Raw genomic sequence first — 14,361 nt, 5'->3', positions numbered from 1 at the left:
TCAAATTCGAATAGCAATGTCTCTAATCACCCACAAGATGAGAATTCAATAATGAACAACTTCGACCTCCATACCCCAACCCGCATCCTGTTTGGCAAAGGCGCTGTTTCTGAACTGCGCGCACAAATTCCAGCGGATGCACGCGTACTGATTACCTACGGCGGCGGCAGCGTAAAGAAAAATGGCGTTTTGGATCAGGTTTACGCCCAGCTTGAAGGGCTGGACGTGCTGGAATTTAGCGGCATCGAACCCAACCCGACTTACGAAACACTGATGAAAGCGGTGGAAGTGGTGCGCAAAGAGAATATCACTTTCCTGCTGGCGGTTGGCGGTGGCTCTGTTCTCGACGGCACCAAGTTTATTGCTGCGGCGGCAAACTACCCGTTAGATCAGGACCCGTGGAATATTCTGCTGACGCGCGGTAGCGATGTTAAGAGCGCAATTCCTATGGGCTCTGTTCTGACGCTGCCTGCAACCGGGTCTGAATCTAACAAAGGTGCCGTTGTTTCCCGCCGTTCAACCGGCGACAAACAGGCATTTATGTCTGAATTCGTCCAACCCGTATTTGCCGTACTTGATCCGGTTTATACCTACACCCTGCCACCACGTCAGGTTGCAAATGGCGTCGTCGATGCCTTTGTTCATACCGTTGAGCAATACATCACTTACCCGGTGAACGCTAAAGTGCAGGATCGCTTCGCGGAAGGCATTCTGTTAACGCTGGTTGAAGACGGCCCGAAGGCACTGAAAGAGCCAGAAAACTACGACGTGCGTGCAAACGTCATGTGGGCAGCAACCATGGCGTTAAACGGCCTGATCGGCGCTGGCGTGCCACAGGATTGGGCAACGCATATGCTGGGCCACGAACTGACTGCAATGCACGGTCTGGATCACGCGCAAACTCTGGCTGTCGTTCTGCCTTCTCTGCTGAATGAAAAGCGCAACGAGAAACGCGGCAAGCTGCTGCAATATGCTGAGCGCGTGTGGAATATCACCGAAGGTAGCGAAGAAGAACGCATTGATGCAGCGATTGACGCAACGCGTAATTTCTTCGAGCAAATGGGTGCTCCAACTCGCTTGTCTGCCTACGGTCTGGATGGCAGTACCATCCCGGCTCTGCTGGTGAAACTGGAAGAAAAAGGCATGACTAAACTGGGTGAGCATCAAGATATTACGCTGGACGTGAGCCGCCGTATTTACGAAGCAGCACGCTAAGTAATTTGGCTCATTTGTTTTCGTTTTTGAGTATTTGGTCCAGACTTAAATGCAATTGTTACACTGGGGCATCGCCCCGGTGTATCGCTCATTAAGGAGGAATGCATGGCAAATCCAACCATAATCAAGCTCCAGGACGGGAATGTAATGCCGCAATTAGGCCTCGGCGTTTGGCAAGCCAGCAACGACCAGGTTCTGATTGCCATCGATAAAGCGCTGGAGGTCGGCTATCGTTCCATTGATACCGCAGCCGCTTACAAAAATGAAGACGGCGTAGGTAGCGCGCTTAAAAATGCGGGCGTCCCGCGTGATGAACTGTTTATCACCACCAAACTCTGGAATGACGATCAGCAGCGCCCACGTCAGGCGCTGGAAGAGAGTCTCGAAAAACTTCAGCTAGACTATGTCGATCTGTATCTCATGCACTGGCCGGTGCCCAGCAAAGATCATTATGTTGAAGCCTGGAAAGGCATGATAGAGCTGCAAAAACAGGGGCTGGTGAAAAGCATCGGCGTGTGTAATTTCCAGCTCAACCATCTGCAACGTTTGATTGATGAAACAGGTGTTTCGCCGGTGATCAATCAGATTGAATTGCATCCGCTACTGCAGCAACGCCAGCTTCATGCCTGGAATGCGACCCATAAGATCCAGACCGAATCCTGGAGCCCGCTTGCTCAGGGCGGTAAAGGGGTGTTCGATCAGAAAATCATTCGCGATCTGGCGGATAAATACGGTAAAACGCCAGCGCAAGTTGTGATCCGTTGGCACCTGGATAGCGGCCTGGTCGTGATTCCAAAATCCGTTACGCCTGCACGTATCGCAGAAAACTTTGATGTGTTTGATTTCCGTCTCGATAAAGACGAGCTGAGCGAGATTGCGAAGCTGGATAGTAATACGCGTCTGGGGCCAGACCCGGATGTGTTTGGGAGTTAGAACAACTCTCACCCCTGCCCTCTCCTGGCGGAGAGGGTTAGGCTGAGAGCCGCTCGTCTTACAAAAACCGTTAAGCCGGGCGCTTCTTAGCCGCTGGCTTTCCCGTTCCCTTCTGCGCAGCCTTCGCTGCTACCGCCGCCTTAGGCGCAACCTTCGCACCCGCAGCCGGTTTTGCACCCGTTGCCGCTGGGCGGCGCTGATGCGTCATAGCCGTATGCTTGGTCAATGCCGGGCGTGCACCACGATTGTGGCGGCGTGCTTCGCGCATTTCTTCAAGCGTTGGCGAAGGTACCAGACATTCACGGCGGCCACCGATCAGATGTTTTTTACCCATCGCTTCCAGCGCTTCACGAATCAATGGCCAGTTAGCAGGATCGTGATAACGGAGCAGCGCTTTATGCAGGCGGCGCTGGCGATCACCTTTCGGCACCACCACATCTTCACTCTTGTAGCTAATCTTGCTTAGGGGGTTCTTACCGGTGTAATACATGGTCGTGGAGTTCGCGAGCGGTGACGGATAGAAGTTCTGCACCTGATCCAAACGGAAGCGATTCTTCTTCAGCCACAGCGCCAGATTCACCATATCTTCATCACGCGTGCCAGGGTGCGCGGAGATAAAGTAAGGGATCAGGTACTGCTCTTTGCCAGCCTGTTTCGAATAGGTATCAAACAGCTCTTTGAAGCGATGATAGCTGCCCATCCCAGGCTTCATCATCTTAGACAGCGGCCCTTCTTCAGTGTGTTCCGGGGCAATTTTCAGGTAGCCACCAACGTGGTGCGTTGCCAGCTCTTTGATATAACGCGGATCTTCCACGGCAATGTCGTAACGCACACCGGAAGCAATCAGGATCTTTTTGATGCCTTTAAGATCGCGCGCGCGGCGGTACAAATTAATGGTTGGCTCATGGTTAGTGTCCATGTGCGAACAAATATCCGGGTAGACACAGGACAAACGGCGACAGGTTTGTTCCGCACGCGGCGACTTACAACGCAGCATATACATGTTGGCAGTTGGGCCGCCGAGATCCGAAACCACGCCGGTAAAGCCTGGAACGGTATCACGCATCGCTTCGATTTCACTGATGATCGAATCTTCTGAACGGCTCTGAATAATGCGCCCTTCGTGTTCAGTGATAGAACAGAAAGAACAGCCGCCAAAACAGCCGCGCATGATGTTCACTGAGAAGCGAATCATTTCGTACGCCGGAATACGCGCTTTGCCGTAAGCAGGATGCGGCACGCGCTTGTAAGGCAAGGCAAAAACGCTATCCATCTCTTCGGTGGAAAGCGGAATGGCTGGCGGGTTAATCCAGACATAACGGTCGCCGTGTTTTTGCATCAGCGCACGCGCACAGCCTGGGTTGGTTTCATGGTGCAAAATACGGGAAGCGTGCGCGTAGAGAACTTTATCGTTTTTTACTTTTTCGAATGACGGCAGCAACACGTAGGTTTTTTCCCACGGTTTCATCGGCGCAGGTTTCACCACGATAGCTTGCGCGTCTTCAGGCTTGGACGGTTTGCCGGTGTCAGCGCACGGTAAATCTTCACCGTATGGATGTGGAATCGGGTCGATGCGGCCTGGCGTGTCCAGACGAGTAGAATCTACGCCAGACCAGCCCGGCATCGCTTCTTTACGCATCATTGCGGTATTACGGACATCGCAAATTTTATCGATCGTTTCACCTGCCGCCAGGCGGTGAGCCACTTCCACCAGCGGGCGCTCGCCGTTGCCGAAAATCAGCATATCGGCTTTGGAATCCACCAGAATGGAACGACGAACGGTGTCAGACCAATAATCGTAATGCGCGGTACGACGCAGGCTCGCTTCGATGCCACCGATAATAACCGGCACATCGCGCCAGGCTTCTTTGCAGCGTTGGGTATAAGCAAGAGATGCACGATCCGGGCGTTTCCCCGCCACGTTATCTGGCGTGTAGGCATCGTCATGACGCAGCTTACGGTCGGCCGTGTAGCGGTTGATCATTGAGTCCATGTTGCCAGCCGTTACCCCGAAGAACAGGTTCGGTTTGCCCAGGCGCATAAAATCTTCTTTAGAGTTCCAGTCTGGCTGGGCAATGATACCCACGCGGAAGCCTTGAGCCTCCAGCATGCGGCCACAAATCGCCATCCCAAAACTCGGATGGTCAACGTAAGCATCTCCGGTAACCAGAATGATGTCGCAGCTGTCCCAGCCTAACTCGTCCATTTCCTTGCGTGACATGGGTAAAAATGGTGCCGGGCCAAAACAGGCGGCCCAGTATTGTGGCCACGAAAAGAGTTCGCGATCGGGCTGGATCAAGCTTATAGAGCTCATAATGCTTCCGAAAAATGAATAAAAAATGATTTAAAAATAACCAAAGCCGGCGATTATACGCTGGTATGGGGTCAAAAATGAAGGGTGATTACCATGTTAAATCCCCCTCGCCCCTCTCACTCAGGGAGAAGGGCGGGTGGGAGTTGTTTCCGGTGAGAATAGTTTACGGCGCAGGCTGTACCAACAGTTGCCCAATGGAGCCGCGGTCTGCCATTTCCAGCGTCTGACTGGTATAGAGGAATGGGAAATGTTCCCATGAAGGCTGCCCGAAGTAGACCAGTAACTCGACCTGACCATCAATCCAAACGGTATCTTTCCAGCCGCGGTCTTCGCCAAACGGTGCCGCTCCATTGACGTTTTTAATCAGGAAACTCACCCCTTCGATATGGAAAGATTGCGGCATATCGGAACGCACAGTCCAGCGCTCCCAGGTGCCTTGCTGAGTCTGGATATCAATACGTTTCATATCCCAAAGCTGGCCATTAATACCAGGATCGTCACCAAGGGTGATTTCGCGGCTGCGTGCCGGATTACCATTGATAATCTCGTCCGGGAGCAGGCGCATTGGCAGCGAATCGGTCACCAGCGGCAGCAACCCCGTGGCACGCAACGTTAATACCAGCGTCGAGATCAGAATGCTCGATGGCTCAAAGAAGCCACGAATACGATCCATAATGCCCGCCGCTTCGCCGCAGGTAATCGACACTTCTTTTCCGTCTGACATATCTACCAGGATTTCCCGGCGCTCACCCGGAGCCATTGAAAGTTGCTTCACGGAAACCGGAGCCGGGAGGAAACCCTGATCGCTTGAAATCACGTGCATTGCGCGACCATCGCTCATTTGCAGCAAATAACGACGTGAGTTCGACGCGTTCAGCAAACGTAAACGCACCCAGCCACGGGACACTTCGACATACGGCCCCTGCACGCCATTCACCAGTAAAGTATCGCCAACAAAACCGCCGCTACCCGGCTCTTCGTACTCAGGCGCGCCAAAGTTATCAAGGCGCTTATCCTGAATAATCACCGGGAAGTCATCAACGCCGTAGTGGTTAGGAATGGGCAATGATTTGCTGACTTCGTCTTCGATAAGCCACATCCCTGCCAGGCCGTTATAGACCTGTTTTGCCGTGCGGTTCGGGGTGTTAGCGTGGTACCACAGCGTCGCGGCCTGCTGGCGAATTGGCAGCACGGGTGCCCAATCAACGTTTGGCTGCATCATCCGCGCCGCGCCGCCCATCAACGGGCCTGGCACTTGCAAGCCCGCAATCGTCATCGCGATATTTTCTTGCAGGCGGTTGCTGTAAATCATCTTTACGTCATCGCCGCTCCATACGCGGATGGTCGGCCCAAGATAACGCCCGTTAAGCCCCCAGACTTGCGCTTTAGCCCCGCCGGTAAATGACCAGTGCGCCCGCTGTAACGTCAGGAATAGAGGCTGGCCACGACGAGATTCCAATAAAGGAGGCACGGGTAAAGGTTGCTGCAGTCCTGCCGCGTTTGCCCTCAGTGGCACCGAGCCTGCACAAAGTGCGACTCCTGATGCCTGTAAAAACTGACGCCGACTGAGTGACATAATAACTCCATGTGATACTGACTAACGTGGGGCGGTACAAAACGTACCGCCAAAATAAAAGCGATCAGTTCGCCTGCTTATTTTCTACTCGACCGGAGGCTTCACGCTCCGCCACTTCTTTATCTAATTCGGCGATCTTTAACATCATGATTTCACGGCAATCAGTAGCCAACTTACGCACCTGATCTTTGCCGTAATGGCTGATATCGATCGGCGGCAGCATTTCGACGATCACCAAACCGTTATTCCAGCGGTTCAGTTTAATTTTATTGCTGGTGTTAGAAACACACACCGGAATAATGGGAACACCCGCAGCAATTGCGGCATGGAATGCGCCGGTTTTGAACGGCAGCAGGCCACGGCCACGGCTTCGAGTCCCTTCCGGGAACATCCAGACTGAAACATTACGCTTCTTGATTTGCGCGACCACCTGGGAAATGGTGCTAAGGGCTTTGGCGCGGTTATCGCGGTCGATAAGCATATTCCCGGTTAACCAATAGATTTGACCAAAGAACGGAATCCACAGCAGGCTTTTTTTCCCAACGGTAACCGTAGGCGGCTGCACAATATTCGCCGCCGTTACCATATCGAAATTATTTTGGTGGTTGCAGATATAAATAGCCGTGGGGTGATTCTCAGCCCCCGCCGGTAAACGCGTTTCGACTTTCAAACCAAAGACCGGAGCCATACGGCCAAAAAGATGGCCAAATGTCGCTACGTGGCGTGGATTACGTGGGCTGAACAGGCAATAAATACAGCCAAAAATGCACACCAGCAGGCAATAAATGATAACGATGATAAAACGTACGATGGATAGCATAACACCCTCAAAAGCCCAAATAGCTGACAAGTCTCACTTGCTTTAGCTTAAATGGCGGCCTCAAAACCGCCAGATTTCACTTACTCTTCGCTGTCACCGGCACTGGCGCGAAGCGGGGAATCCACTTCAACACGATCAATGCGCTGCAAACCACGCATCAACGTCCCGCGACGACCACGCTCACCCGTGATTTTTTGCAGTTCTTCCGGGCGGAGTTTTATTTTGCGCTTGCCAACGTGCAGAGTAACAGTACTTTGTGGTGGTAACACAAAGAGATGAGCCAGTTTATCTTCACCTTTCGCCGCTTCCGCGGAAGGGATAGAGATAATTTTATTCCCTTTGCCTTTCGAAAGCTGCGGCAAATCTCCGACCGGGAACATCAGCATTCGGCCTGCGGCGGTAATCGCCAGCAGCATGTCCTCGACGCTTGAGATCTCCATCGGCGGCATCACTTTCGCGTTTTCCGGCAAGGAAATCAGCGTTTTACCCGCACGATTGCGCGCCACTAAATCATTGAAGGTACAGACGAAACCGTAGCCCGCGTCAGAAGCCATCAGCAGTTTTTGGTCATCCGGCGCCATTAACACGTGTTCGACAACGGCACCCGGCGGCGGTGTCAGTTTACCGGTTAACGGTTCACCCTGCCCACGTGCCGACGGGAGGGTAATAGGGTCAAGCGCATAGCTGCGCCCGGTGGAGTCAATAAACGCCACGGGCTGATTGCTCTTTCCTTTCGCAGAAGCCAGGAAGCTATCGCCCGCTTTGTAGTTAAGGCCCTGCGCGTCGATATCATGGCCTTTAGCGCTACGCACCCAGCCCATTTGCGACAGAACAATAGTTACCGGCTCAGACGGCGTCATATCGTGCTCGCTCATGGCTTTTGCTTCGCCACGCTCGCGCAACGGTGAACGGCGGTCGTCACCAAACGCATCAGAATCGGCCTGCAATTCTTTCTTCAGCAAGGTATTCATCTTGCGTTCAGACGCGAGAATCCCCTGCAGTTGGTCACGTTCTTTTTCCAGCTCGCCCTGTTCGCCACGAATTTTCATCTCTTCGAGTTTTGCGAGGTGACGCAATTTCAGCTCAAGGATGGATTCTGCCTGAGTTTCGCTTAATTCAAAACGCGACATCAGCACCGGCTTCGGCTCATCCTCAGTACGAATGATGTGAATCACTTCGTCAATGTTGAGGAACGCCACCAGCAAACCTTCAAGAATATGCAGGCGTTTGAGCACTTTTTCGAGGCGATAGCTAAGGCGACGGCGCACCGTTTCACGGCGGTAAACCAGCCATTCAGTCAGGATTTCCAGCAGGTTTTTCACCGACGGACGGTTATCCAGGCCGATCATATTGAGGTTAATACGGTAGCTTTTCTCAAGATCGGTGGTGGCAAACAGATGGTTCATTACCTGCTCTACGTCGATGCGGTTGGAACGTGGAACAATCACCAGACGCGTTGGGTTTTCGTGGTTCGACTCATCGCGCAAGTCTTCCACCATTGGCAGCTTTTTGGCGCGCATTTGGTTGGCGATTTGCTCAAGCACGCGCGCGCCGGAAACCTGGTGAGGCAGTGCGGTAATCACCACATCGCCATCTTCTTTTTTCCACACGGCACGCATACGCACGGAGCCACGGCCGTTCTGGTAAATCTTACGAATTTCATCACGTGGGGTGATGATTTCAGCTTCAGTCGGGTAATCCGGGCCTTGAACGATATCTAACAGTTCATCAAGCGTGGTTTTCGGCTGATCGATTAAAGTGATTGCCGCTTTCGCCACTTCGCGCAGGTTATGCGGAGGAATATCCGTTGCCATACCCACGGCGATACCGGTGGTGCCGTTGAGCAAAATATTCGGCAGGCGTGCAGGCAACGTTTTCGGCTCTTGCAGAGTACCGTCAAAGTTCGGCACATAATCAACCGTCCCCTGCCCTAATTCACCCAGCAGAACTTCAGCATATTTCGACAGACGCGATTCGGTATAACGCATCGCGGCGAAGGATTTCGGATCGTCCGGTGCCCCCCAGTTCCCCTGCCCGTCAACCAACGGGTAGCGATAAGAGAACGGCTGCGCCATTAATACCATTGCTTCATAGCACGCGCTGTCGCCATGCGGATGGTATTTACCCAGCACATCACCCACCGTACGGGCAGATTTTTTGAATTTAGCGCTGGCGCTTAATCCCAACTCCGACATCGCATAGACAATACGACGCTGTACGGGCTTTAACCCATCACCAATGAACGGCAGCGCGCGGTCCATAATGACGTACATGGAATAGTTGAGATACGCATTTTCCGTGAATTCGTGCAGCGCAAGGCGTTCTGCACCGTCATGAGTTAAATCACTCATTAATTCTTCATCCTCAAACTGACGAACCGAATGTGGCCATATACCTGGATAATTCAGTTGTGGGTAGGCGGCAAGGGAGCTTATCCCCAGAAGCTTACTTAGGTAAGAGACTGGGTTAAGTAAGTGCAGCCAACACCCCACAGCTTGAAGTATGGCGGGTATAAACGGCGTAATTGCTGCCGATAGTACCCTATCTGGCAGTCGTAGTCACAGAGGAGTGATTATCTTTAGGGGAAGTGGCGAGCGAAGAAATGAGCCGCAAAACGCGGCTCATAGGGGAATTAGTTTACTTTGGTGATTTGCTTCACATCGATTTCGACGGAGTTCCAGTCTTTATCGACTTCACCCTGGATTTCTACCGTATCTTTCGGGGTGATGGTTTGGCCGTTCCAGCGTTTATGGTCAACATCAACGTTAATGGTGCCGGACGCATCACGGAAGATGTAGTGATCGCCGCCGATGCGGGATTCAATCTTACCGCGCAATGTAACCCAGGTATCGTCAGACAGTGATTTCGCCTGCGCCGCGGTGGTGTTGCTGCCGCTCGGGCCAACAAAGCCGCCCGCGGTCTGGTTTTGCGTTGTGGTTTGGGTGGCTGGCGCGTTTGGATCAGAGAATCCACCCTGCTGTGCAGCGATAGCAGGAGCAGCGGTGATGGCAAGAATAGTCAGAATAGCGGCTATTTTTTTCATTGTTTATTTTCCTTATATGAATGAATGTTTTCTGAGTGCTATTTAACGCTGTAGATCTTAACGCGATCTTAATTTTTCTGAGTAAAAACGATTTTTTTAATAAATTGCGGCCATCGACGAATCATCACATTTTTACTCTGTACAACGCCCCGTTGTACGTTATTTACTGACTGAAAATGGTTAACAAGGAACAACCATGCGCATCTTACTTATTGAGGACGATAAGCTCATTGGCGATGGGTTAAAAGCGGGACTCACAAAAATGGGCTTTATCGTCGACTGGTTTACCGATGGTCTTCAGGGTCAATCGGCGTTAAGCCTGGCACCGTACGACGCAGTTGTGCTGGATTTAAGCCTGCCGGGGATCGACGGGCTGGATATCTTAAAAACTTGGCGTCGTAATGAGCAAACCGAACCGGTATTAATTCTAACCGCTCGTGACGCGCTGGAACAACGGGTGGAAGGATTGCAGCTCGGTGCCGATGACTATTTGTGTAAACCCTTTGCGTTAATAGAAGTTGCCACCCGGCTGCAGGTTTTAATTCGCCGTAACCATGGGCAGGTTCAATCGACGCTTAGCCATGCAGGTGTTGAGCTTGATCCCATTAAATTAACCGTGACTCTGAATGGCGAGCCATTAGCCCTTAAACCAAAAGAATTTGCCTTGCTGGAATTACTTATACGCAACGCGGGGCGCGTATTGCCGCGCGCGCTTATCGAAGAAAAATTGTATAGCTGGGATAACGACGTTTCCAGAAACGCTCTGGAAGTTCATATCCACCATTTACGCCGTAAACTTGGCAGCGGATTTATTCGTACCGTACACGGTATTGGTTATACGTTGGGTGGAGAATGATAAAAACCCTGACCCAAAGTTTACGCGCAAGGTTAATTGCGGGATTTATTCTGATTACGCTAGTCGCATGGATTGGCGCGAGCATCGCCGCCTGGCACCAAACCAGTAAAACGCTAAACAAACTGTTCGATACCCAGCAAGTACTGTTTGCCAAACGACTCAGCGCTTTAGAGCTTAATGGCGTACGTGCTGACACAGAACTCCCGCGCACTAAAAGCATGATTTCACATCATCGCGGCAAACAAGATGACGACACCCTGGCGTTTGCAATTTATACCGCGCAGGGGCAACTACTACTTAACGATGGCGACAATGGCCGGAACCTCACTTATCGCTATGCGCGCGATGGGTTTATTGATGGCAAACTGCCCGGTGATGACGACATGTGGCGCCTGGTCTGGGTCACAACCCCTGATGGAAAGTACCGAATCGTGGTGGGCCAGGAGTGGGAATATCGGGAAGATCTGGCGCTGAATATTGTTTTATCGCAGCTCACGCCGTGGCTGATTGCCCTGCCGGTCATACTGCTGATGCTGGTGTGGCTTGTAAGCCGTGCGCTCGCCCCGCTCCACAAACTGGCCTGGCAACTGCGTAGCCGCAAACCTGACGACGCAAGTGAACTGCCGACACAAACGCTGCCGCAAGAAGTGCGCCCGCTCGTTATGGCGCTTAATCAGTTGTTTACTCGTACCGGAGAATTTATGCAGCGCGAGCGGCGCTTTACATCTGACGCAGCCCACGAACTTCGCAGCCCCCTTGCCGCATTAAAAGTTCAGGCAGAAGTCGCGCAACTGGCGCAAAACGACGAGCCGGTACGAGATCATGCGCTTAATAATCTCAATGCAGGAATCGAGCGCGCAACCCGTCTGGTGGATCAGCTATTGACGTTATCGCGCCTGGATTCTTTAGAAGGTCTGGACGATGTGCAGAGCGTCGCTTTTCAGCCATTGCTGCAAAATGCGGTAATGGACGCATACCACGAGGCGCTGCGCGAAGGCATTGATATACGCCTGGATATTCAGGACGCGGGGGTTAAGCGCCAGGGCCAGCCGCTGCTGCTGAGTTTAATGGTCAGAAACGTGCTGGATAATGCCATACGCTACAGCCCACGCGGCAGCGTGGTGGATGTGGTTTTGCAAAGCCATGAGATAACGATTACCGATAATGGCCCCGGAGTCAGCCCGGAGTTTTTAGCCTCGCTCGGCGAGCGCTTCTTCCGCCCGCCAGGCCAGGAAAAAACCGGCAGCGGGCTGGGATTATCCATCGTTCGGCGCATCGCGGCGTTACACGGAATGCAGGCTTCATTTCTGAATATAAGCAGCGGCGGTTTCCAGGTACGGATACGTTGGTAATTTAACATTTCCGCTCGATTATTGCGTTTTTAGCAAAAGTCTTTGGCTGGTTTAGCTATTTAACCGTGAGAGAGCTCACGTTAGACTTCGCGCCAAACGCAATTATTCAAGGACTCACTATGAGCAACATTTTAATCATCAATGGAGCGAAAAAATTCGCCCATTCCAACGGCCAACTTAACGACACCCTGACCGACGTCGCGGAAAGCTTTTTGCGCGACCTCGGGCATGATGTTCAGGTCACTCGCACCGACAGCGAGTACGACGTAAAAGAAGAAGTCGCAAAATACCTGTGGGCCGATACGGTGATTTACCAGATGCCGGGTTGGTGGATGGGCGCGCCATGGACCATGAAAAAGTACATTGATGATGTCTTCACAGAAGGTCACGGTTCACTGTATGCCAGCGATGGCCGTACCCGTTCAGACGCTGAGAAAAAGTACGGGTCCGGCGGCCTGATTCAGGGCAAAACCTATATGCTTTCCTTGACCTGGAATGCTCCGCTGCAAGCCTTTGAAGATAAAGAACAGTTCTTCCACGGCGTAGGTGTAGATGGTGTGTATCTGCCATTCCACAAAGCAAACCAGTTCCTGGGTATGGAAGGTCTGCCGACCTTTATCGCCAATGACGTGATGAAAGTCCCTGATGTCCCGCGCTTTATTGCAGAATACCGCGAGCATCTGGGCCATATTTTTGCTTAACTGTTGTCGTGCTTAAATAAGGAGTTAAACATGCTAACAGTCATCGCTGAAATTCGTACTCGTCCGGGAGCTCACCATCGCCAGGCTGTGGTAGATGCCTTCGCGAAAATTATTCCAACTGTTCTCGAAGAAGAAGGCTGCTTCGGGTATGCGCCGCTGGTCGATCATAATGCTCAGGTCGCGTTCCAGACGACAGCGCCTGATTCCGTGTTTATGGTGGAAAAATGGGAAACCGTTGCTCACCTTGAAGCCCATCTGCAAACACAGCATATGAAAGCTCATAGCGCCGCAGTAAAAGACGACGTACTGGATGTGCATATCCATATTCTGGAAGACGCGATTAAGTAATTGAATCGCGAAATTTTAAAAGGGAGCGGTGTTTATTTGCACTGGCTCCCTTTTTTATTTTTAGGCTACTGCCCATTCGGCTCCCGTAATCGCTGCTAAGCTAGTTTTTAATCAAATTTTGCGACAGCGGCCAGAGTATGAAAACGAATACTGTTTCCGATAAAATTCTAAAACTTGCCACTTTTAATCTTAACCTTTTAACGACATTTTGTTTGATCTATTCCACTCGTAGCTTAACAGAAACAGCTGAAATATTAGAAGTTACCCCGCCATCAATAAGCCATTCATTGCGTAAATTGCGCCTGCATTTTCAAGACCCATTATTCACCCGCCACGGTAATACTATCTCTCCAACCGTCTTTGCCGATGACCTTTACGCGCAGTTAAGAAAAACACTTGAAATCATGAGTGATTCAGTTGACCGAAGCCAGCAGAGTAATAAGCGCGAGACGATAGTTATCTATTCTCCCTTTTCTGCCGCAGTGCATAATCTTGCCATCGCGTTATTAGAAATTAAAGCGCGAAAATTAAATTATAAAATCAAATATATCGAAACTAATATCGGCATCCTCGATAGCGTTGAACTGCTAAATTTACGCAAAGCGGATATTGTGTTCTCTGCCTCCCCCGTGATGAGTTCAACACTGACCTGCGTGTTGATTCGCGAATTAACACCCGTACTCGTCTCGCGAATCGACCACCCATTTCAGAAAAACTCCATCAGCATTGAGGAGTTAAAAAATCTGGATTTAGTCAGCCATTTAACGGCTGACAATATGATTTACCAGCGTAAACAGGCTCTACTGGCCACCCTGAAAACCACTCGAATCACATTTGAAACTAACTCATTAATTATGCTTCTTACAGTGTTATCAGAAACAGAATGCATTGGTTTCATTACCCAGCAAGCTTTTGACAGGTATAGACATATCTTTAAACTACGGGTCATTCAAACGCAGTTTTCGGTGCCAAAAATGAGCGTGTATATCACTTATCGAAAAGAGATGGAGCATAAGGAAAATTTTATGCAACTGCTGCATACCATTCTCGACGATTAACCCTTTCCCGAAAGAACCCCTGCGCATAAATAAAACTAAATCCGCATTTAACATCAATTGATAGGCTCTATTTATACACCGCGTATAATTCACTGCAAGCACAAAAATTGACCATCACTTCTAGATAACTATAAATACTAATTAA

12 protein-coding genes are annotated in these 14,361 nt (G+C 51.1%); 7 read left to right on the top strand and 5 right to left on the bottom strand.

What is annotated here, in order from left to right; translation table 11 throughout:
- Positions 1-51: 51 nt before the first annotated feature.
- On the top strand, positions 52-1,215 hold the full coding sequence (gene yqhD / locus AB1E22_RS12810; RefSeq protein ID WP_367595640.1) for an alcohol dehydrogenase: 1,164 nt from the start codon (positions 52-54) through the stop codon (positions 1,213-1,215).
- Positions 1,216-1,320: 105 nt separating this feature from the next.
- A complete protein-coding gene (dkgA, locus tag AB1E22_RS12805) occupies positions 1,321-2,148 on the top strand; it encodes a 2,5-didehydrogluconate reductase DkgA (RefSeq protein WP_367595639.1) in 828 nt (275 codons plus the stop codon).
- A gap of 70 nt (positions 2,149-2,218) precedes the next feature.
- Here the strand turns inward: dkgA and AB1E22_RS12800 are convergent, their stop codons facing one another.
- The 5 genes from AB1E22_RS12800 to AB1E22_RS12780 form a co-directional block, all read right to left on the bottom strand.
- Positions 2,219-4,462 carry a YgiQ family radical SAM protein gene (locus AB1E22_RS12800; protein WP_367595638.1) on the bottom strand — a complete coding sequence of 748 codons (2,244 nt, stop codon included), beginning with the start codon at positions 4,460-4,462 and terminating at the stop codon, positions 2,219-2,221.
- A 163-nt stretch (positions 4,463-4,625) separates the two neighbouring features.
- Positions 4,626-6,038 (bottom strand): cell division protein FtsP, encoded by a 1,413-nt coding sequence (ftsP, locus tag AB1E22_RS12795; protein ID WP_367595637.1) that lies wholly within the window; start codon positions 6,036-6,038, stop codon positions 4,626-4,628.
- 64 nt (positions 6,039-6,102) lie between these two features.
- Positions 6,103-6,858, bottom strand: a complete 756-nt coding sequence (locus AB1E22_RS12790; RefSeq protein ID WP_367595636.1) for a 1-acylglycerol-3-phosphate O-acyltransferase — start codon at positions 6,856-6,858, stop codon at positions 6,103-6,105.
- A gap of 80 nt (positions 6,859-6,938) precedes the next feature.
- Positions 6,939-9,209 carry a DNA topoisomerase IV subunit A gene (gene parC, locus AB1E22_RS12785; RefSeq protein WP_367595635.1) on the bottom strand — a complete coding sequence of 757 codons (2,271 nt, stop codon included), beginning with the start codon at positions 9,207-9,209 and terminating at the stop codon, positions 6,939-6,941.
- 281 nt (positions 9,210-9,490) lie between these two features.
- Complete coding sequence (locus AB1E22_RS12780; RefSeq protein ID WP_367595634.1) at positions 9,491-9,901, bottom strand: YgiW/YdeI family stress tolerance OB fold protein; 411 nt, start codon at positions 9,899-9,901, stop codon at positions 9,491-9,493.
- A 196-nt stretch (positions 9,902-10,097) separates the two neighbouring features.
- Here AB1E22_RS12780 and qseB point away from each other — a divergent pair, with 196 nt between their 5' ends.
- From qseB to AB1E22_RS12755, 5 genes are all read left to right on the top strand, one after another.
- Complete coding sequence (qseB, locus tag AB1E22_RS12775) at positions 10,098-10,757, top strand: quorum sensing response regulator transcription factor QseB (RefSeq protein WP_367595633.1); 660 nt, start codon at positions 10,098-10,100, stop codon at positions 10,755-10,757.
- Positions 10,754-12,109, top strand: coding sequence for a quorum sensing histidine kinase QseC (gene qseC / locus AB1E22_RS12770; protein WP_367595632.1), 1,356 nt, complete (start codon positions 10,754-10,756; stop codon positions 12,107-12,109). The genes qseB and qseC overlap by 4 nt, the downstream gene beginning before the upstream one ends.
- 119 nt (positions 12,110-12,228) lie before the next feature.
- Positions 12,229-12,810, top strand: a complete 582-nt coding sequence (locus tag AB1E22_RS12765; RefSeq protein WP_367595631.1) for an NAD(P)H-dependent oxidoreductase — start codon at positions 12,229-12,231, stop codon at positions 12,808-12,810.
- Between the two features lie 30 nt (positions 12,811-12,840).
- Complete coding sequence (locus AB1E22_RS12760; protein WP_367595630.1) at positions 12,841-13,158, top strand: putative quinol monooxygenase; 318 nt, start codon at positions 12,841-12,843, stop codon at positions 13,156-13,158.
- Between the two features lie 137 nt (positions 13,159-13,295).
- The gene (locus AB1E22_RS12755) at positions 13,296-14,216 is read left to right on the top strand and encodes a LysR family transcriptional regulator (RefSeq protein WP_367595629.1); all 921 of its coding nucleotides are present in this window, start codon (positions 13,296-13,298) and stop codon (positions 14,214-14,216) included.
- Positions 14,217-14,361 lie beyond the last annotated feature (145 nt).

The organism is Buttiauxella gaviniae, from assembly GCF_040786275.1.
Classification (GTDB): domain Bacteria; phylum Pseudomonadota; class Gammaproteobacteria; order Enterobacterales; family Enterobacteriaceae; genus Buttiauxella; species Buttiauxella gaviniae_A.
The sequence above is the reverse complement of the archived record's forward strand: the minus strand, read 5'-3'. Positions and strand labels throughout refer to the sequence as shown.